Annotated in this window: 23 protein-coding genes; 9 read left to right on the top strand and 14 right to left on the bottom strand. The window is 38.8% G+C overall.

Annotation, left to right across the window (positions count from 1 at the left end):
- Positions 1 to 85: 85 nt before the first annotated feature.
- On the top strand, positions 86 to 1,111 hold the full coding sequence (locus tag MHH73_RS03880) for a serine hydrolase domain-containing protein (protein WP_341064843.1): 1,026 nt from the start codon (positions 86 to 88) through the stop codon (positions 1,109 to 1,111).
- Positions 1,112 to 1,352: 241 nt separating this feature from the next.
- On the opposite strand, the gene MHH73_RS03875 is transcribed toward MHH73_RS03880, so the two are convergent.
- From MHH73_RS03875 to allC, 8 genes are all read right to left on the bottom strand, one after another.
- Complete coding sequence (locus MHH73_RS03875) at positions 1,353 to 1,817, bottom strand: SRPBCC family protein (RefSeq protein ID WP_191816712.1); 465 nt, start codon at positions 1,815 to 1,817, stop codon at positions 1,353 to 1,355.
- 735 nt (positions 1,818 to 2,552) lie between these two features.
- Complete coding sequence (locus MHH73_RS03870; RefSeq protein ID WP_225230745.1) at positions 2,553 to 3,041, bottom strand: (2Fe-2S)-binding protein; 489 nt, start codon at positions 3,039 to 3,041, stop codon at positions 2,553 to 2,555.
- On the bottom strand, positions 3,038 to 5,278 hold the full coding sequence (gene pucD, locus MHH73_RS03865; protein WP_341064841.1) for a xanthine dehydrogenase subunit D: 2,241 nt from the start codon (positions 5,276 to 5,278) through the stop codon (positions 3,038 to 3,040). The genes MHH73_RS03870 and pucD overlap by 4 nt, the downstream gene beginning before the upstream one ends.
- Positions 5,259 to 6,122, bottom strand: coding sequence for an FAD binding domain-containing protein (locus tag MHH73_RS03860; RefSeq protein ID WP_341064840.1), 864 nt, complete (start codon positions 6,120 to 6,122; stop codon positions 5,259 to 5,261). The genes pucD and MHH73_RS03860 overlap by 20 nt, the downstream gene beginning before the upstream one ends.
- A 35-nt stretch (positions 6,123 to 6,157) precedes the next feature.
- Complete coding sequence (locus MHH73_RS03855; protein WP_341064839.1) at positions 6,158 to 7,195, bottom strand: XdhC family protein; 1,038 nt, start codon at positions 7,193 to 7,195, stop codon at positions 6,158 to 6,160.
- Between the two features lie 123 nt (positions 7,196 to 7,318).
- The gene (locus tag MHH73_RS03850) at positions 7,319 to 8,698 is read right to left on the bottom strand and encodes an allantoinase (RefSeq protein WP_445662511.1); all 1,380 of its coding nucleotides are present in this window, start codon (positions 8,696 to 8,698) and stop codon (positions 7,319 to 7,321) included.
- Positions 8,699 to 8,719: 21 nt separating this feature from the next.
- Positions 8,720 to 9,970: a pyridoxal-phosphate-dependent aminotransferase family protein gene (locus MHH73_RS03845; RefSeq protein ID WP_341064834.1), complete on the bottom strand. Its 1,251-nt coding sequence runs from the start codon at positions 9,968 to 9,970 to the stop codon at positions 8,720 to 8,722.
- Positions 9,971 to 9,985: 15 nt separating this feature from the next.
- A complete protein-coding gene (gene allC / locus MHH73_RS03840) occupies positions 9,986 to 11,239 on the bottom strand; it encodes an allantoate deiminase (RefSeq protein WP_341064833.1) in 1,254 nt (417 codons plus the stop codon).
- A gap of 179 nt (positions 11,240 to 11,418) precedes the next feature.
- On the opposite strand from allC, the gene MHH73_RS03835 reads away from it, so the two are divergent.
- The 7 genes from MHH73_RS03835 to MHH73_RS03805 all read left to right on the top strand — a co-directional run bounded on the left by MHH73_RS03835 (position 11,419) and on the right by MHH73_RS03805 (position 18,407).
- Positions 11,419 to 13,020: a PucR family transcriptional regulator gene (locus tag MHH73_RS03835; RefSeq protein ID WP_341064831.1), complete on the top strand. Its 1,602-nt coding sequence runs from the start codon at positions 11,419 to 11,421 to the stop codon at positions 13,018 to 13,020.
- A gap of 145 nt (positions 13,021 to 13,165) precedes the next feature.
- Positions 13,166 to 14,491: a nucleobase:cation symporter-2 family protein gene (locus MHH73_RS03830; RefSeq protein ID WP_341064828.1), complete on the top strand. Its 1,326-nt coding sequence runs from the start codon at positions 13,166 to 13,168 to the stop codon at positions 14,489 to 14,491.
- Between the two features lie 16 nt (positions 14,492 to 14,507).
- Positions 14,508 to 15,023, top strand: coding sequence for a 2-oxo-4-hydroxy-4-carboxy-5-ureidoimidazoline decarboxylase (gene uraD / locus MHH73_RS03825; protein WP_191816720.1), 516 nt, complete (start codon positions 14,508 to 14,510; stop codon positions 15,021 to 15,023).
- Between the two features lie 20 nt (positions 15,024 to 15,043).
- Complete coding sequence (locus MHH73_RS03820) at positions 15,044 to 16,504, top strand: NAD(P)/FAD-dependent oxidoreductase (protein WP_341064822.1); 1,461 nt, start codon at positions 15,044 to 15,046, stop codon at positions 16,502 to 16,504.
- 48 nt (positions 16,505 to 16,552) lie between these two features.
- Positions 16,553 to 16,912: a hydroxyisourate hydrolase gene (gene uraH, locus MHH73_RS03815; RefSeq protein ID WP_341064820.1), complete on the top strand. Its 360-nt coding sequence runs from the start codon at positions 16,553 to 16,555 to the stop codon at positions 16,910 to 16,912.
- Positions 16,913 to 17,128: 216 nt separating this feature from the next.
- Positions 17,129 to 17,605 (top strand): DUF2243 domain-containing protein, encoded by a 477-nt coding sequence (locus MHH73_RS03810; protein ID WP_445662538.1) that lies wholly within the window; start codon positions 17,129 to 17,131, stop codon positions 17,603 to 17,605.
- Positions 17,606 to 17,624: 19 nt separating this feature from the next.
- Complete coding sequence (locus tag MHH73_RS03805) at positions 17,625 to 18,407, top strand: cytochrome c oxidase assembly protein (protein WP_341064819.1); 783 nt, start codon at positions 17,625 to 17,627, stop codon at positions 18,405 to 18,407.
- Positions 18,408 to 18,486: 79 nt separating this feature from the next.
- Here MHH73_RS03805 and MHH73_RS03800 read toward each other — a convergent pair whose 3' ends face one another.
- Positions 18,487 to 18,846 (bottom strand): n-acetylglutamate synthase, encoded by a 360-nt coding sequence (locus MHH73_RS03800; protein ID WP_341064817.1) that lies wholly within the window; start codon positions 18,844 to 18,846, stop codon positions 18,487 to 18,489.
- Positions 18,847 to 19,208: 362 nt separating this feature from the next.
- Here MHH73_RS03800 and MHH73_RS03795 point away from each other — a divergent pair, with 362 nt between their 5' ends.
- Entirely contained in the window at positions 19,209 to 20,348 is a 1,140-nt protein-coding gene (locus tag MHH73_RS03795) for an endonuclease (RefSeq protein WP_341064815.1), read from the top strand.
- A gap of 68 nt (positions 20,349 to 20,416) precedes the next feature.
- Here the strand turns inward: MHH73_RS03795 and MHH73_RS03790 are convergent, their stop codons facing one another.
- The 5 genes from MHH73_RS03790 to MHH73_RS03770 form a co-directional block, all read right to left on the bottom strand.
- Entirely contained in the window at positions 20,417 to 21,559 is a 1,143-nt protein-coding gene (locus MHH73_RS03790; protein WP_191816727.1) for an MFS transporter, read from the bottom strand.
- Between the two features lie 347 nt (positions 21,560 to 21,906).
- Positions 21,907 to 23,559, bottom strand: coding sequence for a gamma-glutamyltransferase (gene ggt, locus MHH73_RS03785; protein WP_341064811.1), 1,653 nt, complete (start codon positions 23,557 to 23,559; stop codon positions 21,907 to 21,909).
- Positions 23,556 to 24,731, bottom strand: coding sequence for an amidase (locus tag MHH73_RS03780; RefSeq protein WP_341064809.1), 1,176 nt, complete (start codon positions 24,729 to 24,731; stop codon positions 23,556 to 23,558). The genes ggt and MHH73_RS03780 overlap by 4 nt, the downstream gene beginning before the upstream one ends.
- A 28-nt stretch (positions 24,732 to 24,759) precedes the next feature.
- On the bottom strand, positions 24,760 to 25,410 hold the full coding sequence (locus MHH73_RS03775; protein ID WP_341064806.1) for a GntR family transcriptional regulator: 651 nt from the start codon (positions 25,408 to 25,410) through the stop codon (positions 24,760 to 24,762).
- A 126-nt stretch (positions 25,411 to 25,536) separates the two neighbouring features.
- The gene (locus MHH73_RS03770; protein WP_341064804.1) at positions 25,537 to 26,115 is read right to left on the bottom strand and encodes a hypothetical protein; all 579 of its coding nucleotides are present in this window, start codon (positions 26,113 to 26,115) and stop codon (positions 25,537 to 25,539) included.
- Positions 26,116 to 26,299 lie beyond the last annotated feature (184 nt).

Raw genomic sequence — 26,299 nt, 5'->3', positions numbered from 1 at the left:
ATGATTCTTTATCAAAATTGAAGAAGTTAATTGAATGTGCCTCATTAAATGAATTCATGAAATACACATTCAGGAGGAATTAAAATTGGATAAACAAACGAAATGGAATAGTCTAACAAAAAAGCAACAGGAAGTGCAATTTTCCGGGAGTATTTGTGTACGGAAGCATAATCGTACAATATTTACAGAGAACTTTGGTTACGCAATCCATTCTGAAAAAATCAAAAATCATTCACATACTCGGTTTTCAATTGCATCTGGTAGTAAGATTTTTACATCTGTTGCAATTTGTAAGTTGGTAGAAGAAGGTAAAATCACATTTGACACGAAAATCATCGATTGTTTAAATATTGAATTTCCATATTTTGATAAAGAAATTACCATTCATCATTTACTAACTCATACATCTGGCATTCCGGATTATTTTGACGAAGATGAAATGGATGATTATGAAGACCTTTGGAAAGATAGGCCAATGTATCAGATTCGTTCTGTAAAAGACTTTTTGCCAATGTTTCAATATAAAAAAATGAAAACCAAAGTGGATAGCCCTTTTAAATACAATAATACTGGCTATATTATTTTAGGCCTTATTATTGAACATATCAGTGGCATGAATTTTGTTGACTATATCAATAAAAATATTTTTGAAATAGCTGGCATGACTGACTCAGGATATTTTTCAATGGATGAACTACCCGAAAGCGTTTCATTGGGATATTTGGAAAAACCAGATGGAACGTTGAGATCGAATATTTTTTCTCTACCTGTAAAAGGTGGACCTGATGGCGGTGCCTATGTTACTGCAATTGATATGGGGATATTTTGGGAATCGTTAATGAATGGCAAACTCTTAACAAAAGATATGACTCGCAACTTATTGATTCCTCAAGTAAACGTGTCAGAAGATATCTTTTACGGTTACGGTGGTTATATGGAAGCAAATGAACTGGGTATCGTGAAATATATTCAGATGGGATATGATCCAGGAGTAAATTATCGTTCAGTACATTATCCAAAACAAGCTCTTACCATAGTTGTCTGCTCAAATAAATCAGAAGGGGCTTTTGAAATGCTTAAAGAAATAGAAAATATAATATTTACTCAGTAAATGTGAATAAGAGCTATTTTTTCACTATTAGCTCTTATCTTTCTTTTTTTATTTTTTCAAATACAAGATGAATTCCCTCTCCTATTATCACTAGTTTTCACAATGCTCCTCCCTATAGAACCTATACGAAGTAACATGTAAAAGGGTCATCCTCTGTATGAACTGGCTTTAGCGTACAATCAAGCTGCTACTTTTTTTATCATAAAAAAAGTAGCCAGAAAAAGGGCTACTCTCAGTTTATTCATCTTCTCTCATATTCAACTTGATAGATATATTGTATATATTGATTAAACTGGTCATCATACACATATTTAAACGACCATTTCATCATGTTTGTAACTAATTTGTGTATCCAGTTTGATGGAATCAATGTAACATTCACTATAAACTTTGTTCCTTCTGGGATGATTTCGAGGATGTATTCTGTCCTACTTATTCCTTCTTTCGTCTTCGCCTCTACCACAGTATAATAAGGTGGATCATACTTAGAATAAACACCTTGTAACTCATACACCTTTTTTCCAATTTTTTGCCTTGTAATGAACATCGAGCCTTCTTTTAAATCACTTTCTTCTCCATCATAAAGATTTTCAATGATTTGTGTATTCCATTTTAAAACATGTTGATCTTTATTCAGACATTCAAAAACTAAATCTATATCTGCCGCAATCTCTGCTTCGAATCTATAACATTGTATTTCTTTCATTTATCTTTCTCCTAAATAATTTAATCATCATTCAAATATAATTATAAGCTATTCAGGGAAATATTGTTAACCTAATCTTTTTTTACTATTTCACTCCACCTTTCTTCATAAAGGCTTTTAAGACGATGTCTATGACATTACGAATCCCTCGGAAGCTCGTTACGAAGCCTCCTTCTCCACACCTAATCTTGTGAAAACTTAAGGACTGGCGATAATGGCATAGAAGGATTAATCATTAATACTGCAAACAGTAATGTAACCAATCAACCTACGCTCCTAGTAATTTACGAAGTATCCGGAACTTGCGTCGCCTTTACTTTAGAAGGGAAAAGTAGCTATACCGAGGATGTTAATTCATACTGTCCAGCCAGGAGAAACACACTATTTGAATTCGGATGACGTTAATTTATGGCCGACATTGAATGAGATCAATCGATTTAAAAAATTCGCATTTTACTTTTCCTGGTAATGTGATTGTGATAAAGAGATAATGGTGGACTGAGAAAAATGGAGACTTGGCTTCGCAATGTGCTTAATCTGCTAGATTCCAAGTCGAGGCAATCTTTTTGGGGATCTGAAAATCGATTCACGTTGATTCGAAGCAGATTTCTTATACTTGAGTCTGACTCGATTTATCTTTCGAGGCAGACTTCTTGGTTTTTTGGCTTTTTGTCTGCAAGGATTGATCCCTTTACGTCACCTTTAGCCTAGATTGACTCCTCCTTTACGACGCACTTATATTGCTTGAATCACCTTCTTCACACTTCGGATAATGCCGGCATAACCTGTGCACCGACATATGTTTCCAGAGAGTGCGTCTAATATCTCTTCATCTGTTGGTTTCTTGTTTTTCTCTAATAATGTTTTCACAGCCATGATCATTCCCGGTGTGCAGTAGCCACATTGAAACCCACCTTCTTCTAGAAAAGCCTTTTGAATATCATGCAGTCCATTTTCACTTAAGCTTTCAACCGTATAAACACTCTTTCCGTTCAGTTGATATGCTCTCATGAGACAAGAGTTGACGAGTTCACCGTCTACTTCTACAGAGCAGGCACCGCATCGTCCAATTTCGCAAGAGATTTTGGCACCTGTTAACGAGAGGTCTTCACGTAATATATCTACTAATCTTTTTGTTGCTTCTACTTGTAGTTGCTGCTGTTCACCATTAACAGTGAAGGAAATATTGATTCTTTGCGAATTCACCTTTACCTTTTCTATCAAAAAACCATCTCCCTCGCATGTAATATTTCTTCTCGACTGACAGGTAGTTTCGTCACCCAGTGCCCCGTCGCATCATAGATGGCTCTTACGATCGCAGGAGCTAATGCGACTGTTCCGATTTCCCCAACACCTCTTGGGCCATACTTATCCCCCTCCCATAAGTCTTCGATTGCTCTCACATTCATTTTGGGTGGAATGTCTTGGATAGTGGGCAGAATATAGGTGTCAAAGTTTTCTGTTGTATAGCGACTTTGCTTCATGGCCGCTTCTTCTAACAATGTGTAGCCTAGCGCCATGATTGTACCGCCCTCAATTTGCCCAATATAACCAGTAGGATTCACAACAGGACCGGCAGAAACAGCTTGATCGATATCAGTAACCTTGATCGCTCCTGTGATAAGGTCAACTTCTACTTTAACTGCCACTGCTGCAAATGAGTACAAGAAATGACCACCCGGAATACTATTTGGTGTGGTTGGAAAATCGAATTTCGTATCTATACTAATAGGTTCATTCTCGAGAAAAAGCTGTTCAAAAGTAAGAATCCTTTGACCATTTAGCCAAATACCTTTCTCTCCAACACATAATTGTTCTTTTTGATAACCTGATCGTTTAGCTGCTGTATCTAATAGCTTTTCTTTAAAAGGGCCCTTTAGCCTTTGTAAACTGTGCCAAATCATACTGGTGCCTCTTGAAGCTGTGGAAGAACCCGAGTGTGGCACCTTGTCTGTGTCCCCTATCACAATATGCAAATCCTCTGAAGAACACCCGATAGCCTCTGTTGTTATATTTTCAATAACTGCTAACAACCCTTGACCTACCTCTTCAAATCCAAAGGCGATTTCTATTTTCCCTTCATGATTCAGACTAATTTTGCCACCAGAAGGATCCATTCTGCCAAAGCCTAACCCGCCTCCATGCATGGTTAGTGCTACCCCTACGCCTGTTTTCTTCCATGGATTGTCGCTATCCCTTTTGTCTAACGCTAATAGCGGTGACTGCGTGATCTCATCTAATACAAGCGAATCTCCATTAGTCGGTGCAATCATTTGTCCAACTGGTCCAGGATCTGTTCCTTGTCGCAAGTTCTTCTTTCTTAATTTAAGTGGTGACATATGTAAGTCATCCGCCAACCGATCAATTTGGCCTTCTAAAGCAAATGTGATCTGATTACCACCAAACCCTCTGAATTCACCTGCCACGCCATTATTTGTAAAGACAGCGTACCCTTTTGTTTTCACATTTGGTATCACATAAGGGCCAATAGCGTGTTCAACTGCAAAATCTAATACGGCTGGACCAAGTGTGGCATATGCCCCTGTATCTGCAATAATTCTTACTTCATGGGCAACAATCTCCCCCGTTTTCTTAGCTCCTGTTTTCATCGTAATTTTCATTGGGTGCTTTTTAATACCAGAGATCATTGATTCTCTCCGTGATTGATGAATTTTCACCGGTCTACCTGTTTTCAATGCTAAAATGGCTCCGTAAGGCTGAATATTCAACTCATCTTTACCACCAAATGAGCCGCCCATCGGACTTGAAATTACACGAATATGCTCTTCTGATAAATTCAATATTCTCGCTAATTGTAGTCTATCCTTATATCCATGCTGCGTGCCCGCATAAACAGACAGCCTGCCATCTCTTTCAGGAACAAAGACCCCACCTTCTGTTTCCATATAAGCATGCATTTGCCTCGGCAGGAGATAGGTTTCTTCTATAATGACGTCACATAATTGGAACCCTTCATCAACATCACCATTTTCATAGGATGCCTCATGAAGAATATTGCCACCAGAATGTAATGGGGTACTATCGGGGTTCATTGCGTTTTCAGGGTCATCTATAATTGGTAATGGTTCATACGTTACTTCTATTCGTTTAATTGCTCGTTCTGCAATTTCAGGAGTTATAGCTGCTACTGCTGCCACCGCATCACCTACATAGCGAACGACTTGATCACAAAAGACCGGCTGATCTTGCGTAATAAGACCAAATCCATTCAATCCAGGTACATCCTTACTTGTTATCACGGCCAGGACGCCGGGTAATTGTTCTGCCTTTTCAATATTTAGTTGCTGAATTTTAGCATGAGGGTGCTCGCTACGCAGTACTTTTCCATAAAGCATATTTGGAAATTGCAAGTCTGTTAAATAATTTAATGCACCTGTTACTTTTCCCATTCCATCTGGCCTTGGACGGGAAGAAGCTAAATTACTTGTATAATCCGCCATATTCTCCCCTCCACTTTTCTAATTCTGAGATTAATAGGTTACTCGCTACTTTCAAGCGATAATTACTAGAATAAAAAGCATCTTCAACTGGACGATATTCTGTCATTAACGCTTGATACACCCTTTTTAAGACATTTGAATCGATTATTTGATCATGTTGTAAAATATTCTCTACATTTCTTAACCGTGATGGTTGCGTCTCTCCACCGCCTGCTGCTATTCGAACCTTACATAGCTGATTGCCTTTTACTGTTAACTTGCCAGCCAATGTAACAACAGATGCCGAGAAAGCCTCCCTTCGACCGATTTTTTTAGTAAATAAATAGCTCTTCTCCTCATCATCCAATGTAATGATGACCTCTAAAATAATAGAACATTCGGTCATTTCAAACCAATCTTGCAAATCTATTCGCTGTCTTCCTTCTTTATTTAAATATAGTATTTCGGCATCGAGTGCTAGTAAAAGGGGGATTGTATCACCGACACGATTGGCAATATTGCCTCCAATCGTACCTAAGTTTCGAACAGCAGGTGCAGCGATTTTCTCAATCGTTTGTGATAATTGGGGTAGTGTTTTAGCAATAAGAGGATGATTCTTGCATTCCGCTAGTTTAACAAAAGAACCGATGTGAATCTGCCTTTCAGTGTCCATGTAGATTTGTCTATATTCCAAAACGTCACCTAGGTGAAGCATTTTTGAAGGAACAGCAACCCCTTTTTCCCATTTGGTTTGTAAAAAAGTGCCTCCAGCGATAAATGTGATCGCCTCTTCGCATGATTTCCACATTGTCCATGCTTCATCAATGGTAGTAGGTGAAGAAACGGTTGTTTCTAATATTCTCATATGGCTCCCCTCCTTTTACGTTCACAAAACGACTACTATCTGTCGTAAAACGTTGTCTCACAATCCGCTTGTTTCCCACTCTCGGAAACTCCCCTTTGTTTAACCGCAATTAGTTGCGCCATAATGCTAATAGCAATTTCCTCAGGTCCCTCAGCGCCAATTGATAAACCAACAGGTGTATAGACATTCGGTGGTACAGACTGGCCTTCTAATAACCTCATCGTTCGTCTATTAGAACCAATGATGCCTATATATTTAAAAGGTCGATCGATCACATACTGTAAAATCTCTTTATCGTGTTCAAAATGATGGGTCATAATCACAATATGGTCTTGTGGGAGAAGGACAGTTGGTAACACTTCATGTGGAAAACCTATGATTAAATGGTCTGCTCGAGGAAACCTTACTTTACTACATAAAGCTTCACGCCAGTCAGCTACTGTTACATGGTAGCCTGTTTTATGAGCAAAATCACATAGCGGAACGCCATCTGCCCCTGCACCATAAATAAAGAGGCGAGGTTTTGGGTGAAACCACTGAAAATAACAATATCCAGATAACTCTTTTGAGTAGTGAATACCAGTCGTTACCTCTTTTAATTCTACATTTGAACCTATATTTAAAGCTTTGCCCCAATAATTGTCACCATCAACGATAAATGCATATCCCATGACCTCATAATCTTCGGAAAGCTTCTTTATTGTTAAAACAGACCTTCCTTGTAAAAGTTGTTCATTCACCTTTTCTAAATGCGTTTGAAAGGTTGAATCAATCGACTCTAACAGAACACGAATTTCACCATTACATCCCGAACCTTGCCCCCAACCGAGGTCATCTTCACTTTTTAAGTTGTATAAAAAAGATTGGGATTGGCCTTTCACTAGTTTTTCTGCCCTATACTTGATATCTTCTTCCAAGCACCCGCCACTAAGGACGCCAATTGTTGGACCAACTTGTTTGATTAACATGGTTGTGCCTTCTTTTCGATAAGCAGATCCATTCACATGAATCACTGTTGCTAATACATCACCTTCTGTAGGGGGTTCCTTGAATATTTGATGAATATTATCCATCTTCACACACCTCTTTCACTCATCGATTAAAGGTTTAAAATGTATTATCTGCCATTTTCTCCTTTTTCGCTACTAGTGTGTTAGATTTTCTAACAATAGAAATAAATTTCTTATAGGATACAGTTAACTACTAGTACTCATTTTCGTTTCTTGTGGTTTTATCCATTGCCCTTTTTCCATCCTGTTTACTAATTGTCCGTTTTCAAAAACGACAGACCCTCTGTTCATCGTCAGTTTAACCGCACAAGGGAAAGTCCTCTTCATGTACAAACTTTGCTTATGTTTAGCAAAGAAATTCTTTTCTGAAACAGTGTAGGATTCCTCGAGTGAGATCCATGTTATGTCAGCATCTTTGCCCACTTCGATATGCCCTTTTGTCTTTAAATCGAACCTTTCAGCTGGATTACCTGCTATTAATGCCGCCACTTTATTAAAAGGAATCTCATAGGTAATCGCAAGTTCAATTAATGCTAAAAGTGTAAATTGTCCGCCACTAATTCCACCCCAAGCTGAGAATAAATGATGAGCTGTTGGATCTTTCAACATAAAAGGTGATGGTGAGTGATCAGAGGAAACCATATCGATTTCTCCTTCTATTAATAAACGAATCAATTTCTCTTGTTCCTTCGATTTTCGTAATGGCGGGGCGCATTTGGCTATCGCACCTTTGTCTTTCAAATCATTATGATTAAACAATAAGTAATGAGCACAAGTTTCAACCGAAATGTCTTGCCCCATTGCCTTGGCAGCCGTAATTTTTTTAATAGCTTCCTCAGAGCTAATATGGACAAAATGTAGGGGACAGCCCGTTATTCTTGCATAAGCGATGGCACGCTCCACCGCTTCAACTTCTGCAGCGATGGGTCTAGATGCTAGATAATCATCTGCTGTTAAGTGACCATTCGTTACTTTCTCCTTCGTTAAGAACTCTGTAATTGTTGCACTTTCCGCATGGAGTGCAAGTATTTTTTTCAATGAAGCAATCTCTTTCATCCCAGCGATTAATGTTAAATCATCGACACGTTCAAATTCTTCATTTCCACTTTCAGATAAAAACGCTTTAAAACCTATTGCCCCATTTTCTGCTAATCCCTTTAGCTCATGGATATTACCTGGAACAAGGCCACCCCATAAGGCAAAATCCACGACTGACTTACTCTCTGCCATCTCCACTTTCTCTAACAATGCCTTTGTATCAGTGGTAGAAGGGACACCATTTAAAGGCATGTCAAAGAAAGTTGTTCCCCCTCCTGCAGCAATCATTTGAGAACCCGATGCAAAACCTTCCCATTCGGCTCTGCCAGGATCATTGAAATGGACATGTATATCAATTAAACCTGGAAAAATATAATAACCATCCGCATTTCTCTCTTCTTTACTCGTATCTGAAATATCGTCTTCGATAGCGACGATGATACCATCTTTAATAGCCATATCGGTTTTCTTCACTTTATCAGGTAAAACAACATTGCCGTTGCGAATAATGAGATCATATGTAGCCAAAATCAACACCTCCGTGTTTATTTAAAGGATAGTCATAGAAGTTTCCTCAGCAGCGTATATGTCAAGCGCTGCCTGCAGTGCTTCCCCTCGGTTTACTTGGACTTGGTGGCGTATAAGAACAGCTTCCAATCCGCCGAGAACAGCAAGCACATTTTCTTTTCGACAGCTATATCCCATCGTACCAATACGCCAAATCTTCCCTTGTAATGGCCCAAAAGAGGAAGCAATTTCTATACTAAACTCCTTAAGCAACATTTTCCGTACGGATTCACCATCAACACCAGCAGGGATTTCTATACATGTCACACATGGAAGCTTATGTTCAGCATCACCATATAGCTTTAACCCCATTGCTTGAATACCTGTTACCAAAGCTTTTTCATGAAGGAGATGGCGGATAAAACGAGGCTTTAACCCCTCTTCTAGCACAAGACGCAACCCTTCATAGAGGGCATAAACCATCGATGTCGCTTCTGTATGATGATTCAATCTCCTTGGGCTCCAATAATCCATCAGCATGGCGAGATCAAAATAATTACTTGCAATTGCCATTCGACTACGTTGATACTGCTCATCTTCTGCAGTTGCAATACCTGCCTCTACCTTTTTCCGCTCTAATATAAGCTTCTCAATCCGCTCGTTAAATGTAATGGGAGCCATCCCAGCAGGAACGGATAAACATTTTTGCGTTCCCCCTATTAGCCCATCTATAAACCACTCATCTGTCTTTACCTCTACGCCACCAATAGATGCGACTGCATCTACGACGAGGATTGCATCCTGCTTTCTACAAGCCTTGCCGATTTTTTCTAAAGGTTGCATTCTTCCTGTTGATGTTTCACCATGGACAATAGCGACCACTTTAGGTGAGATTTTTTCCATTTCTGCAATGACTACATCTGGGTCAAATACCTCTCCCCAAGGACATTGGATCGAATGGACATCAGCACCGTACCTTTCACAAATCTCCACTAGTAAATGTCCGAAGCGTCCATAAATTGGGACAAACACTTTATCACCAGGTTCAATAATACTTGCTAAGAGCGCTTCGTTACCTGCTCTTGAAGTACCATCTATCGGAAACGCCCAACGGTTCTTTGTTTGAAAAACTTGACGGAGCATTTCCATGACTTCATTCATCAACTTTGTAAAAGCTGGATCGAACTGTCCTACTATAGGTGTACTCATCGCTCTCAACACACGAGGATCTACCTCAACTGGACCTGGTGTCATAATCGTACGACTAGGTGTATTCAAGCCATCAAATACCATATATATTCACTCCTTCTACTCATAAGCTAATTGATATAAAACATCTGTTAACAGTTTTACTCCTACTTCCAAATCTTCTGAGCTCGTAAACTCTTGCGGGTTATGACTAATGCCCCCTTTGCTTGGGACAAAAATAAGATTAGTAGGAAGTGTACTAGCAAAAACTTGCGCATCATGACCGGCGCCACTAACGATATCTTGGAAAGAAAATTGCTTTTGTTCCGCTAACGCCTTGATTTTACTTTGCATCACGGCGTCCATTGCAACAGGTTTTACATTCATCCATTGTTTCCAGTCGATAATCAGATCATTAGACTTAGCCACCTCTTCAAAATAAGAAAACACGGACATACAATATTCATCCAATACATGCTGTTTATGGTGACGAATATCTAAGCTAAACTCGACTTCTCCTGCCACAACATTTGGCACATTCGGTTGCGCTTCAATTTTTCCCACTGTAGCTACTAACTGTGAGTCGATACTTTCTGCTTTTTCCGTTAAGAAAGAAATAAGTTTTGAGGCTGTCACAACCGCATCCTTGCGAAGGGTCATTGGTGTTGTGCCTGCGTGATTGCTTTCTCCTTTTATTCGTATATTGTAACGTCGCTGTCCAACGATATGTGTGACAATACCAACCGCATTTTGATTTCTCTCTAGTTCCATCCCTTGTTCGATATGAACCTCTATAAATCTTGCAATATCACTTCTAATTGGTTGAATATATTTTTCTGTACCAAAGCCCGCCTCCTTCATCGCATCTATAAAAGAAATACCATTTGCATCGACTAAACCTCTAATATGACCCATATCGTACATGCCCGTAATATTTCTTGACCCCCAAAAGGTTAAAGGGAACCGACTCCCTTCTTCTTCACAGAACGAGACGACTTCAATCGTTTTTTTGGGCTTGCCAAAAGAGGCATAGAGCCTCGACACCGCAAGCAGGCTGGCGACAATACCGTAAGCACCGTCATACTTTCCGCCATCAATAACCGTATCAATATGAGAACCTGTCAATATGACTGCATGATCTTCATCTGTCCCCTGTAGCCGACCAAATAAATTACCGACACAATCAAAATAAGCATCTAACCCTAATGCCTTCATTTTATTTTTCAAAGCTGATTGCGCTTCACACCAAGCTTTAGAGTAGAGTAATCTCGTAACGCCTTCATTGGTTGTTTTGCCAAATGATGAAAGCCATTCAATCATTTCTGCTATAATTTCCTTATTTGTATCATGAAATTCTTTCACATGAATGGCCAATCCTTTCACTCCCCTCTTTACTTATGGAATATTTTCTTACATAATTATGTTATATAAATCAATTTTACTTATTAAACATTGAAACTTCATCAGCAAAAGTGTACAAATTTTCATACAATTTTGTGCACATTAACTAATCTATATAAAAAAAGAGGATGCAAACGAAAGGAGTCAGCCACATGAAGGTTTCTAAATTACTCTCTTCCCCTTCATTAAAAGGGATGAGAATTGTAGCTGGAGAAAGCGGGATCAAACGTGAGGTACATACCGTTAATATGATGGATGCACCTGATATTATTCCCTTTTTGAATCGCCATGAATTTTTAGTGACAACAGCCTATCATTTAAAAGACCAACCACACTTACTAAATGAATTAATACAAGCGATGGCTAATCAAGGCTGTGCCGCACTTGGGATAAAAACAAAAAGGTTCTTAGACTCCGTTCCTCCATCTGCATTGAAGCTTGCAAATGATTTAAGTTTCCCCATTATCGAACTGCCACTCGCTTTATCACTTGGAGAGGTAGTCAACCATACATTAAGAGTTATTTTAGATAGCCGCGCAAATGAATTAGCTGCTGCTTTAGAAACACATAAACATTTTACAAATATCATTCTTCATGGAAAAGGCATCGAAACATTGATGCAAGAATTAAGCATGATAATTGATTGTTCTGTTCATTTAGTTGATCAGCATCTTCATTCGATCTCTGGTCGACATCCCCAACTAGAATTAGGCGTAATAAGAGAAGATATCGAGAGAGAAAGTAACCGGTTTTCACCTTCCAGCCATATGGCTATTTCTTTTTCACTACGTGTTTCCAAAAAAACTTATCATCTATTTCCTATCAACATGAGCGAAAAAAAGCGGGTTTTTTTAATTATAGAAGGAGAAATCCCTCATGAGAATCACCTCCATACATTAACGATTGAACAAGCGACAAATGTGCTCTCCTTTGCCCTGATGAAAGAGCATGCACTGAATACACACGCAAAAGCTATTCGCAACGATTTTTTTCTCCACTTCTTGGATGGGACCTTTAAGTCACAAGACGAAATTATTAATCGTGCCAAAGAGTTCTCTCTTCAAAATGATTGTGACTATATTTGTGCTGTCGGAAAGGTCGATCAAGCAGATTCACACGATAGTTTCACACAGCGCCAACAAAAATCTGATTATATATTTGAATACTTAGAGGAAGTGATACAGCAAACCGCTGTCAACATTCATTTCTTTACTAAAAGTGATGAATGTATCTTGCTCTTTGAAGCCCATCAAGGGTTATCTTATATGAAGATACTAAAAGACATCCAACTACGGATGACAAACCGCTTTAATCAAACCCTTTCTTTCGGCATAAGTAATGTGATTCATTCCTTTGTCCAAGTAAGAGCAGCCTATCACGAGGCAAGTGAATCTCTTTCTCAAGGAGCACTCTCAAAACGAACCAACTTTATTCAATCATTTCAAACAAGGGATCTATTAGAATTGCTCCGCCTTATTCCCGAAAAAGAATTGAGTCATTTTTACACCCATACATTTAAAGGTTTCTTATCGATTAAACCAGAAGAAAAAGAATCATTACTACAAACACTTTCTGTCTATCTAGAAACGCATTGTCAAATCTCCGAAACAGCGAAAAGATTATTTGTCCACAGGAATACAGTTGTCTACAGAATAGATAAATGTGAAGAAATTCTCGGTAAAGATTTAAAAGATCCAGAAACAACCCTACAATTACGTACAGCATTACGGATGAAAAAATTATTAGATGCTTAAACAACCCAACCATGCACCTTACACAAATAAGTTAGTCATTTTTAGGCATATTGAACAATGACAATAATCAGAAAATTGTTTATTATGTTAAATATAACAACATTCAATGTTATGTTTCTTAACATTATAAACAGGAGGGTTCACTTTGGGAGAATACATTCATCCATCAAAAACATTCTCATTAGGATTACAGCATGTCCTTGCTATGTACGCTGGTGCCATTTTAGTACCAATCTTAGTTGGCGGCGCTTTAGGTTTCTCCCCAGAACAACAAGCCTTTCTCATTTCTATTGATTTGTTAACTTGCGGGATTGCTACATTGTTTCAATCTGTCAAAAATAAATACTTTGGAACAGGCCTCCCTATTGTCATGGGTACTTCATTCGTAGCCGTATCTCCCATGATTACAATCGGTAGTAATTACGGGATATCAGCCATATATGGAGCGATTATTATAACAGGATTGTTCATTATTTTCTTTTCAAATATATACGGCAAGCTTGTAAAATTATTTCCCCCCATCGTAACTGGTACCGTCGTCATTATTATTGGTCTATCACTCATCCCTACAGGAATTAAAAATATGGGCGGCGGAGCGAATAATCCTGATTTTGGCTCAGCCGAAAACTTATTACTCTCCTTTGGTGTTCTCGTAATTATTTTACTAATGAACCGCTTCTTTAAAGGGTTCTTACGTGCAATCTCTGTTTTAATTGGGATGATCGTTGGTACACTCATCGCGGCACTAATGGGAAAGGTAGATGTACAATCCGTTCAAGAAGCTTCTTGGTTACACTTTCCTGCCCCTTTTCATTTCGGATACCCTACGTTTGAAGTTGTTCCTATTTTAACAATGATCTTAGTAGGTACAGTCATTCTTGTCGAATCCACTGGTGCTTTTCTTGCCCTTGGAAAAATGGATCATAAAGAGTTAAAAGAAAAAGATCTTGCTCGTGGATATCGAGCTGAAGGAATGGCCTTTACTTTAGGTGGGATTTTCAACGCCTTCCCTTATAGTACATTTGCTCAAAATGTCGGACTTGTCCAATTATCTGGAGTAAGGTCAAATAAAGTTACGATTGCTGCTGGCTTTATCTTGATTGTACTAGGCTTAGTTCCGAAAATCTCAACTTTAGCTACACTCATTCCTCCCGCCGTTTTCGGCGGTGCCACTGTAGTCATGTTTGGAATGGTCGTCACTTCTGGCATGCGCATGCTTCAGAAAGTCGATTTTACGCACAATAACAATCAACTCATTATGGCTTGCTCGATCTCACTAGGACTAGGAGCATCCGTTGTTCCCGAATTATTCGCCCATTTACCTGAAACACTTCGCATTATCGTCGGCGATGGGATTATTACCGGCAGCCTAGCAGCCATTATCTTAAACCTTCTTTTAACAAAGAGAAAAACAAAAGAAGCACCGCCGTTGAAAGAGGCGAGAATGGAAGCCCAATTAAAAAGCTCATAGAAGGGAGTTTTCAATCATGTATACACTTCAAGAAATTAATAAAATCAGCGATGCATCATTTATCCAATTATTTGGAGGTGTGTTCGAGCATTCCCCATGGGTCGCTGAAAAAGCGCTCATGGCAAGACCATTTTCATCATTTAATCACCTCTATCAAACGATGGTTCACATAGTCAAAGAAACGACAAATCAAGAAAAACTTGCCCTTATTAAAGAGCATCCAAACTTAGGGGATCGCATTAAAATGAGCGAAAATTCCGTTAACGAACAAAAAAACGCTGGTTTAAATCAGCTCACGGAAAAGGAATATAAACAATTTATTTCTATGAATCAATCTTATTTGGACAAATTCGGATTCCCATTTATATTAGCTGTTCGCGGGAAAAACAAGGATGAAATTTATCACTCTATGGTAGAGAGAATCAAAAATGAAAAAGAAGAAGAGTTTCATCAAGCCTTAACAGAAATCTACCAAATCGCCTTATTACGACTTGAAGAAATCATTATTAAAGATTCAATCACAACAAACTAGACAGAAGGGGATGAAAAACAATGAGCATAGAAAGCTTATATGAGAGAGTACAAAGGGACCTTTCTTATTTGAACATAAACTATACGGATACATGGGTACCGCAAACTAAACATATGAAGAGACATGTATATGATGTCGTCATTGTCGGAGGTGGGCAAAGCGGTTTAGGTGCTGGATTTGCTCTTTTACGAGAAAAAATTACGAACTTCCTCATTATCGATGAGAATCACGAAGGCTACGAAGGGCCATGGGAGACCTATGCAAGAATGGTTACTCTCAGAACACCGAAACATATCACCTCTATTGATTTGGGCCTTCCTTCCCTCACCTTTCGTGCTTGGTGGGAAGCCCAAACAGACAAAAAGGGCTGGGATCAAGTGGATAAAATACCACGTCAGGATTGGATGAATTACCTCAGATGGTATCGAAAAGTTCTTCGTTTACCGGTCAAAAACGATGTCAAATTGCATCTCGTAGAACCTATTGAAGATGGTTTACATCGACTCCATATCAACCAATCAGACGAACCTACAGCACCCCTACTTGCACGCAAAGTTATTTTAGCGACAGGTATTCAGGGCGGCGGGGAATGGCATGTACCACCACTCGTCTCTGAAAATCTACCGAAAAATTTCTATGCCCACACTTCCGAACATATCGATTTTCACTCATTAAAAAATAAAAAAATCGCTATTTTAGGCGGTGGCGCCTCCGCATTCGATAATGCCAATTATGCCCTTAGTTCAGGCGTAGCAGAGGCGCATGTTTTTGTTCGGCGCAAAGAAATGCCTAGAATTAATCCCATACGGCAAATGGAAGCCTCAGGTATGATAGAAAGATATCACTCGTTATCAGATGTGGATAAATACCAGGTCATGACTCATTTCTTTCAAAATAATCAACCACCGACGAACGATACCTTTAATCGCGCTTCTGCTTGGCCAGGTTTTAACCTTCATTTAGATTCACCTTGGCAAGAAGTAAGGCAAGCAAATAATCAGGTGACAGTCCAAACCCCTCATGCCTCCTTCTCATTTGATTATCTCATTATTAGCACAGGACTGTTCACTGACCCTGCATTAAGACCAGAGCTGAAATTAGTCGAAAAATATATTGCCCGTTGGAAGGATATATACCACCCTCCAAAGAACAGTGCCAGCCCAGTTCTAGATGCACATCCTTATTTAAGCACAGGTTACTCCTTTACGAGTCGCGATAAGGAAGGAGAAAAATATCTTCATGGCCTTTATACATTTAATTATTCTGCTTTAATTAGCTGTGGTATTACTGCCGCTGCTCTTTCTGGGATGAAATTTGGCTTACCGCGACTGGCTAAGGCAGTTGCAGATGAACTTTTTCAAGATCACAAAGAGGAAATTTTACAAGATTACTTTGATTATCATGTGACTGAATTTACAGGAACGTGGCCAATCAACCCTCAAACTAGACAAAGTAACACGATATCAGCCATCGAAAATTAAAATGATAATTGTGCAGAGCATCATTCTACTATCATTAAGGAGTTTAAAATGACAGGACTAACAACACATATATTGGATTTAACCCACGGTACACCAGCATGCAATGTATTAATAGAGCTTTTCATACAAGAAGCAAATTGCAATAGTTGGAAAAAGCTAAAAGTAGTAAAAACCAATTCAGACGGCCGCTTAGATGCTCCATTACTTACTAGAGAAGAAATGAAAGTAGGACGCTATGAACTCATCTTCCATATCGGGGAGTATTTCCGCGAAAAAGAGATCCCCCTCCCCGACCCACCATTCTTAGAGACAGTCCCAGTTCGTTTCGGAGTGGCAAATATAGACAAGGATTATCACGTCCCCCTCCTCATTTCACCTTGGGGATACCAAGTATATCGAGGAAGCTAGTAATGAAAGTTTCAGAGCTACGATAAAACACCTAACTACCCTGAGTGTAGTTAGGTTCCTTTTATTTCACAAACTCATCCAATGAACCCTATGAATATCGAATCAATTTCAAATTCATTTATTAACTTACACTCCTATATATGTTTAGAGTTTAAACACTCGGGAAAAATAGAGGAAATACCTTACAGAAATGAGCTGATACTTATCGATAGTCCAATCAAAGGCGAACATAAGGATTACCAAAAGAACATAACCAAGCACTCAACATACAATCTCATCTCAGGTATCCTCTTCGGACTTGGTTTGGTTGCATTTATTGATGAGATGGTATTTCATCAATTATTAAGTTGGCATCATTTTTATGATCAATCCACAACAAAAATCGGACTACTTTCTGATGGGTTATTCCATGCATTTAGCTGGTTCGCTACAGTAGCAAGTCTGTTTATGGTGGCTGACTTGCGCAGAAGAGATTCTTGGTGGAAAAAAAGATGGATTGGCGGGGTTTTATTAGGTATTGGTTTATTTAATTTATATGATGGTTTAATCCAACATAAAGTGTTTAAATTACATCAAATACGCTATGGAGTTGATTTGCTACCTTATGATTTGGTATGGAATATCACTGCTGCACTGATTACGATTATCGGAATCATTATCATCCGAAAAACGAGTCACTCACAAAGCAAGTAAAGCTAAAAGGGGGGATACTATGCCTGCTCACCAACACTTAGACATAACCAGTGTTTCATTTATTTTAGCGATTCCTTTTTTTCTTTTGATCATTCTCTATGGAATCGCTGTCATCAAATCTAATCAATCTTATCGTCAGTGGCCTTGGTATCACACCGCATGCTGGATTAGTGGAAATGTCCTTTGTCTATTAGCAGTTGCTGGTCCTTTAGCAGAGGCTTCACACCAATTTTTTAGTGTCCATATGGTTGCCCATTTACTTTTAGGCATGATTGGCCCACTTTTCATGGTATTAGCAAAACCAGTCACGCTCCTACTACGCTCATTACCTATAAAAACTGCTAGAAAAGTGACTACTACCTTAAAAAAGAGACCATTTCACCTTTTATTGAACCCGCTATTTACTACTGTGTTAAATATTGGTGGATTATGGTTATTATATCGAACAGAGTTGTTCACACTGATGCATCATTCCATGCTGTTGTATATCGTCATTCATGCACATATCTTCTTAGCTGGTTATTTTTTTACAGCATCAATCATCTATATTGATAAGCTTCACCAAGGTTATAGTTTTCAATTCCGAGCCATTATCCTTATTTTAGCTCTCGCTGGGCATCAGATTCTAGCCAAATCTTTCTATGGTTATCCTCCTTCAAGTGTAGAGAAAATGGAAGCTGAAAAAGGAAGCATGATTATGTATTATGGAGGCGATGTTGTTGACCTTGTAATTATTATTATTTTCTGTTATCAATGGTTTAAAGTGACAAAACCTAAAAGGTATCAACCTCATTCTGTGTAATCATATTGAGAATAGCTAGTGGACGCTTTTGCAGTAATGGTGAAAATTAATCTTAAAGCAGCACCCACTAGCCTTTCTATTAATACGCTTTCGATTCTTTTTTCATTTCCTCAATAATCGAGTGCCCTTCGGTTTGATCTGCATCGTTCCATTGCCATTGTTCATGTAATCTCATTCGCCCATCTGGAAGGCATTCAGGCGTCGAAAAACAAGTACCACCTCTTAATTCATCTTTGATATTTACATGATTATAGTTAAACAATAAAGAACCATCCTCTTTTACAATGCCAATTAATGTTCCTTTTCTAATTTGTCCACCATAATAGCTAGCAGATATGATATTTCCCTCTTGACTATACTCAAAAAACGTTTGATCAGAGACTTCACCATTATTTGTATTCTCTATTGATACAAATTTCTTCCCGTTATAATTAAGCAATTTGATTCCTCACTCTCATTTTTTAATCTCCATCCCTGTGCAGAAGCTTTTATCTCCCTCTAAAGCAGTTGATTACTTCAACCTGTTTCTTTTAACTCTTGTTTAGATTTGTATTTAATATTTTCAGAAGCACTAATAATGAGGGAAAGAACTAAGAGATACTTTCGTTAGACTCTCCCCCTCCTTACAACCTATTTTCACCATAAATTCCCTCTAAACCCGTTCTATTCTCCTGTAATTAAGCCGAGTAGATTTTCTTATCTTTATCCACGCCCCTAAAATTTACTTATTATTAAAAATATTTTAACAGGAAAATGGTAAGATGAATCAGAATACCATAAAAAAATTAAAGGAGGATTAGTATGCGTAGATTCTTGAAGTTATCTATTGTCGCTTTTCTCGTTTTCTTTTCTACCGTATCATTCGATTCTTCGCAAACATCTGCTGCTACCTTGCCAGTATCACAAGCCATCGACAGGCAAAATAACTCTATACAATCGGTGGAAGGCTATATAGTAGGGAAGCCTACCTCAGCCAACACAGTGATTACGAGCAACTATCCAGATGATTACTCCTTAGCTCTTGCGGATTCTCGCACAGAAACAAATACAGCTAATATGCTTTATGTTCAGATTCCTTCTCAATTCCGCACACAGTTCGGCCTTAAGAGCAACCCCGAATTACTTGGTGAAAAAATAACAGTCACTGGTAATCTCACAGCGTACTATTCACATCCTGGATTGAAAAACACAGCTGAAATGATTAAGCAATCTAAAGAAGAGGAACCTGAAGGACCTGATGAGGAAAATAATGCCCCTGGTTCTTATTATGATTCTGCTACTGGAAAAACTGGCGAAGCATTAAAAACTGCGTTACACAATATCATTGATGATCATACAGAAATTTCCTATAGTGCCGTTTGGGAAGCATTAAAGGAAACGGATCAAGATCCAAATAATACGAATAACGTCATCCTTCTATACACAGGCAGATCACAAAGTAAATCAACGAACGGTGGTAATCCAGATCAATGGAACAGAGAACATGTGTGGGCTAAATCGCATGGTGATTTCGGAACTTCTATGGGCCCTGGAACAGACCTACATCATCTACGCCCAACAGATGTATCAGTAAATGGCGCACGTGGTAATAAAGATTTTGATAATGGTGGCTCTCCACAAGGTGAAGCACCTGATACCTATACAGATAACGATTCTTGGGAACCACGTGATGAAGTAAAAGGGGATGTCGCAAGAATGATTTTCTATATGGATGTCCGTTACGAAGGCGACAGTGGTGAACTGGATTTAGAGGTGAACGATCGAGTAAGCAACGGTTCAGCTCCTTATCATGGCAAACGCTCAACCTTAATTGAGTGGCATAACTTAGACCCTGTAGATGACTTAGAACGCCAAAGAAATGACATTATCTATCATGACTATCAACATAATCGCAATCCATTTATCGATCATCCTGAATGGGTTGAAGAAATTTGGAATTAATTTAGGTAAAGGAAAGCAGTCTTCAATTGGGACTCTATGAGTCTACCTTTGAAGACTGCTTTTTATTATCATATACGCTTTTGCTTAAATGCCGCCAAGATAATAAGCAAGGCGATGCATGTGAAGCCCCCTGCAATAAGCGGGTTGATCTCAACGTGATATTGATCGATGATGATTCCACCAACAGTTGAACCAATAGCCATACCAACATGAACCCCTGAATTATTTAAACTTTGTTGAATATCAGATGTTTCTGGCGCAGCAGATACAAGATAGCTCTGAATGGCGGGCTGCAAAGACCAGCTTAATAAATTCCATAACAATAATGCACAAATAAACAAAGCAAGGGAAAACTGCAAATATGGGATAAGGATAATCGTAACAATAAAAGCAGAAAGTACGATAATAATCGATCGTTTCGCACCTAAGCGATCCGTAATCTGCCCACCTAAAAAACTCCCGCATACAGCAACGATGCCGATAATAAGGTAAATCAAACTAAGTGAATTGCCAGTAATACTCATTGTCTCACTTAGAAACGGTGTTAAATACGCATATAGACTCATATGACCGGCAAAAAAGAGAACCGATGTCAGTTGCACGAGTACAATCTTTCTATTTTTTAATGCTTTCAACTGTTCCTTTAAAGGTAAAGCTCTTTTCGCCTCTATTGGACCTAATGCAAAATAAACAACAATCATGATGATTAATGTCAGAATCGAAATAAACAAGAACGGCGCTCTCCAGCTAAATTCATTACCTAACCACAATCCGAACGGAATCCCAAAAACAAGGGATGCACTGACCCCCATCAGCACAATACCAATCGCTCTCGCTCGATATTTTTCACCACTGATTTGTGAAGCAATCGTGAGACATAATGAAATTAGAAGAGCCGCACACATAGCTGATAATACTCTTCCAATCAACAAAGATACATAACCATCCATAACGACGATCATTAAGTTAGATAAGAAGAAAACAAAGAGAACGAATAGGAATAACCGTTTTCTCTCTATCTTTGCAGTTAAAGATAATAGCACAGGACCAGATATGGCAAAGCTTAAAGAAAACAAGGAGATTAACATCCCGACTTCACCAAGCGACACACCTAAATCCGTTGCAATAAGTGGCAAGATGCCCGCAATAATTAACTCAACCAAACCGACAATAAAAGTAATTATAGTTAGTAAATACACTCTTTTATCCATCTGACTTTCCCTCCACGCAAAAAGGCAGCGCTCCCAATAAAAACGGGAGGCGCTGCATTCAAACATATTCTATGCGAATTCGCTAACATGACGCCCATAGCCATGTCGCCATTATTCATTTATAAACAAAAATAATTTATCATTTTGAACATTGATTGTCAATCACTCACTTTTTCTTCTTACCAAAAACTTTTTCAACATTAAAATTGTACTGTAAGTCAGGGATTGCTACAAACTGAATAATAAATGGAACTGTGGTAGCTGTAATAAGCCCCCCCATCTGTATCATCAATAAACATGACGATAAAGACCTTCTTCCATTTTTTCAGTGACCTCTTTATTATCTACTAATATCCACTAGCAACCCCATCACCGCGAGGATCAGCCCCGCCATATTTTACACCAGTCTGTTGATTAATTAGAATAGCACCTGCATGCCCCATGACATCTGTAAAGTCTTCTAATACTTCTACTTCATGCCCTCTTTTCTCGAGCTCTAAGCAAATGGATGCACTTATTCTTCCTTCTACTTTCAAACTGTTAGATGTCGCTCCCCATGTTCGACCATATAACCATCTCGGTGCCTCAATGGCTGATTGGATAGGATAATCGTAATCTATGATTCTCGTCACAAGGGCTGCTTGTGTTTGTGGTTGCCCTTCCCCTCCCATCGTTCCATAAATTAAATACGGTTGATCATTTTTAAATAACATCGCAGGATTTAATGTATGATATGTTCGCTTTCTTGCTTGCAGGCAATTGATATGACTTTCGTCTAATGAAAAATAACTGCCTCGATTCTGCAAGACGATACCTGTATTTTTCGGAATAAAGCCTGATCCGAACTCATGATAAATACTTTGAATAACCGAAACTGCGTTGCCTTCTTTATCAACAACACCTAGCCAAATCGTATCCCCCTTAGGATCAAGTTGTTTTTCAAACGGCCTCACTCTAGTAAAATCAATTGATTCGGCTAGTTCGATTCCTCTTCTCACAGACAATATTTCATCTAGAGGAATCGTAGCAAAATCTGGATCAGTCAAATATTGATCACGATCAACGAATGCCCGTTTTGTCGCCTCTGCTAATAAATGATAATAGTCAGCTGAGCCTTCCTCTATGTCTGAGAGTGGGAATTGATTCAAAATATTTAAAATGGATAATGATGCAAAACCCTGAGAATTAGGTGGGACATTGAACACTTGATGATTGCGATAACGCACAGAGATTGGTTCTACCCAATTGGAATGATGATGCCTAAAATCGTCAATGGTTAGCATCCCCCCGTGATGTTGCAGGTCAGTTGCCATCAACTTCGCTAATTCGCCTTCATATAAAAACGCACCACCTTCTGCTGCTAACCCTTCTAATGTTCTTGCTAAATCTGGCTGTTTCATAAGGTCACCTGCCCGATAGGAAAGACCATTCGCTTGTAAAAACACCTTTTGAAATTCAGTAAAACGTTGGAGGTGACGGAACTCATTATCCTTTTCATCCAAATTGATATTAGTCCAATAAACTTGACTAGGAGTAACAGGAAATCCATCTTTGGCGTAATCAATAGATGACTGCAATAACTCAGACCATTCAACCGTGCCACTCATATAATTCTGTGAATATTGATAGGCCTTCTCCCACCCAGCCACAGCACCCGGAACGGTATTGGCAGCCAAAGCTCCTCTTGAAGGAATCTTGCTGTAGCCTTGCTGTTGATAAAACGGGATTGTTGCCCCTTCACCCGAACGGCCACTACTATTTAATGCCTTTAATTTTTTCTGGTTCGCATCATACACAAGCCAGAAGTTATCCCCACCAATCCCGTTCATATGAGGGTAAACTACACCAATTGTGGATAATGCAGCAATTGCCGCTTCCACCGCGTTACCGCCAGCTTGCAACACCTCCAATCCTGCTTGAGAAGCTAAATAATGTGGTGTTGTGATTATTCCGTTTACTGCCATCGTTGTTGGACGGTACGATTGTTTGTCGCTACTCATCTTGTCACCTTCCTTTTAGCAAACAACATTTCCCTCACCCATTTAATAAGAGCGATATCTTGATGGTGATTGGCAATAAAAGAGAGACCAATTGGCAGGCCGTCTTTATTTTCAAACGGAATAGTGACCTGTGGAAGTCCTGTTAGACCTGCGATACAAGTGAGTTGCATTAACTGGTGTCGATATTGTTCTAACTCTTCACTTGGCAAATTTTTCAACGGGGCAACATCTGGTGCCGTAGGAATGACTAAGATACCATTCTCTTTAAGTAGAGATGAAAGCTGATCTCTAATTGCATTTTGTTTTTCCACTAGTGCTGGAAGTTCACTTGGATTTAAAGTTGACGTCCATTGAAACCTTTCGGCGATACCAGGTCCGAAAGTTGGCTGCTCCTTGTTAATCCATTCACCATGTGCTTGCCAGATTTCTGTGCCTTGTATGAATCTAAATAATTCTGCCCATTTTACCAATCCATCAGAGGCAATGTTTACATCTTGTTTAGAAATATCTTTTAAACTGTCTAGCAATATTTCTTTGTTTTCTTCATCAATCAACCGCCAAGCCTCTTCCTCATAATAGACATGCCGAAAAGAATGATCTTTTACTTCATCATTACTTATCAGCACTTCTCCTACCTTTAATAAAGTGTCTATGTTTTGCGACATCCAACCGACAGTATCAAAGCTTTTAGCAAGCGGAATTACACCGTTCATATTTACTTTCCCATGTGTCGGACGGAATCCAAAAATCCCACAGTAAGAAGACGGGATACGGACAGACCCACCTGTATCCGTTCCTATTGCAAAATCTACAAGTCCTGACGCAGCAGCAACAGCTGAACCGCTCGAAGAACCTCCAGGAATACGGTTAGGCGTGCGTGGATTAACCGGTGTACCGTAATGATGATTTTCTCCGTTTAAACTATACATTAGTTCATCCGTATGTGTTGTTCCTTGTAGTCGCGCGCCATTTTTCAACAAGGATTCTATGACGGTTGCATTTTGTTGACCTGGTCCGTGAGTATGATACCAATCAGGATTTCCTGCTGTATTTTTGTAATTCTCGATCTCAAATACATCCTTTATAGCAAACGTCAATCCATTAAGGGGCCCACTGCCTGTTGGTTCCAGTATAAAATCAGCTTTTACAAAGGCGTTTCCATTATATTCCATAATTTTCCACCCACCCTATGTATTTTGACTATTTTTCAAGTTTCTCTAAGATTGCTTCTTTTGTTTGTTGAATATGAAGTGTGATTAATTGATGTAATGTGGCAATATCCTTTTTGTTGAGCGCTACAAGCAATTGGTCATGTTCTTTTTGCGAGATGATTAAATCGTCTTGTTCGACAGAGTAAATATTCATATATGGTTCCACCCTTCCCCAGACAATACTTAACATCTCAAGCATTGGCTTCGATTGGGCATACGTATATATCAACAGGTGAAACTGTCTATTTAACTCATTCCATTCCACCGGTGATGTCAGTTTCTTCTTCATCTCCGTTACCATTTCGTTTAACTCAGCTAGCGCTACACGATCAATATGCCTATACGACCATTCCATAGCCATCTTCTCTAAAGTTAACCTAATTTCAAATAATTCAATTAATTCTTGCGATGAAAGCTGTCTAATAAAAATACTCCTCCGCTCAAAATGAACAAAGCCTTCTGATTGTAATTTATTCAATGCTTCTCTAACCGGCATCGTACTCACATTCAATTGTTCAGCTAATTTTCTAATAGAAATTCTTTTACCTGGTGGGAATAGACCATTCATGATGTCTTTTCGCAGACGGTTATACACTTCTTGAGATAATGTGGGGACGGTTATTACTTCGCTTGTACGCATATGAGGGATCGTCACCTCCTTTATGTGATATGTGATCACAGCTATAGTTTCTATGATACCTATCACATGGAGAGCCGCAATGAATCTGTTAGAAAATATGACAAGAAAATTTATTAAACTTATAAACTATATTGAGACAAAGAAAGAACCTTCGCTCTCAGATGGTGCTTTTTCCCTGTCCAAATACTCGTTCAGCTTCCCTTCATATTCAACCTGTATAGAGGGGATATTACGGAGATCATACGGCGTGATTAATGAAAGTGGTTTTTCAAATTCGATACTGTCGGTTGCGTGGATGACTGAAGCCACAAACTGGGAACAGAAAAAAGCTTTTCTCCTTTTCAAAGGTTTATTAAACAGCACGCCAAATAGACCAAAAAGATTATAACGATAATCCTCCTTTTCGGATTCAATTGTGGCAATATATTGTTCCATTTTCCTCAGCTCTTCATGGTTAACTGTGAAAGAATAAATGATGCAATCTGCATGTTTCAATAACCCCTTATTTATATCCTCCACGACAAACCCACCGATAAAAGGATTCCGCGGCTTTTTCCTGCCAAAACTATACACTTTTGCTAATTCATGATCAAAAGCGATAGAAGCATGATTATAACTCCTCTTCGTATAGACTTTTATCAATTTCGTAAAATACGTACCTGTATCTGTTAGCAAAATATAAACCTTCTTGTCACCTAAACCCATAACCGTCTCTCCTCTAGCCACCATTTTTTCCGATTGCATAAAATAATCATACAAAAGGAATCATGGCTGATTAACTAGCTAGAGACTAAAGTTCCGCTAGGTCTTTGGTCGTAATTCATCATATACTTAATACTTTTTCAGTTATTGGGGGGCTTCTTAGGAATGGATAGAGGGAGAGCGGTAT

The sequence above is a fragment of the Cytobacillus sp. FSL K6-0265 genome, from assembly GCF_038003465.1.
Lineage (GTDB): Bacteria > Bacillota > Bacilli > Bacillales > Cytobacillaceae > Cytobacillus > Cytobacillus stercorigallinarum.
Note: the sequence above shows the minus strand (reverse complement) of the source record. Positions and strands in the feature narration are given on the sequence as shown.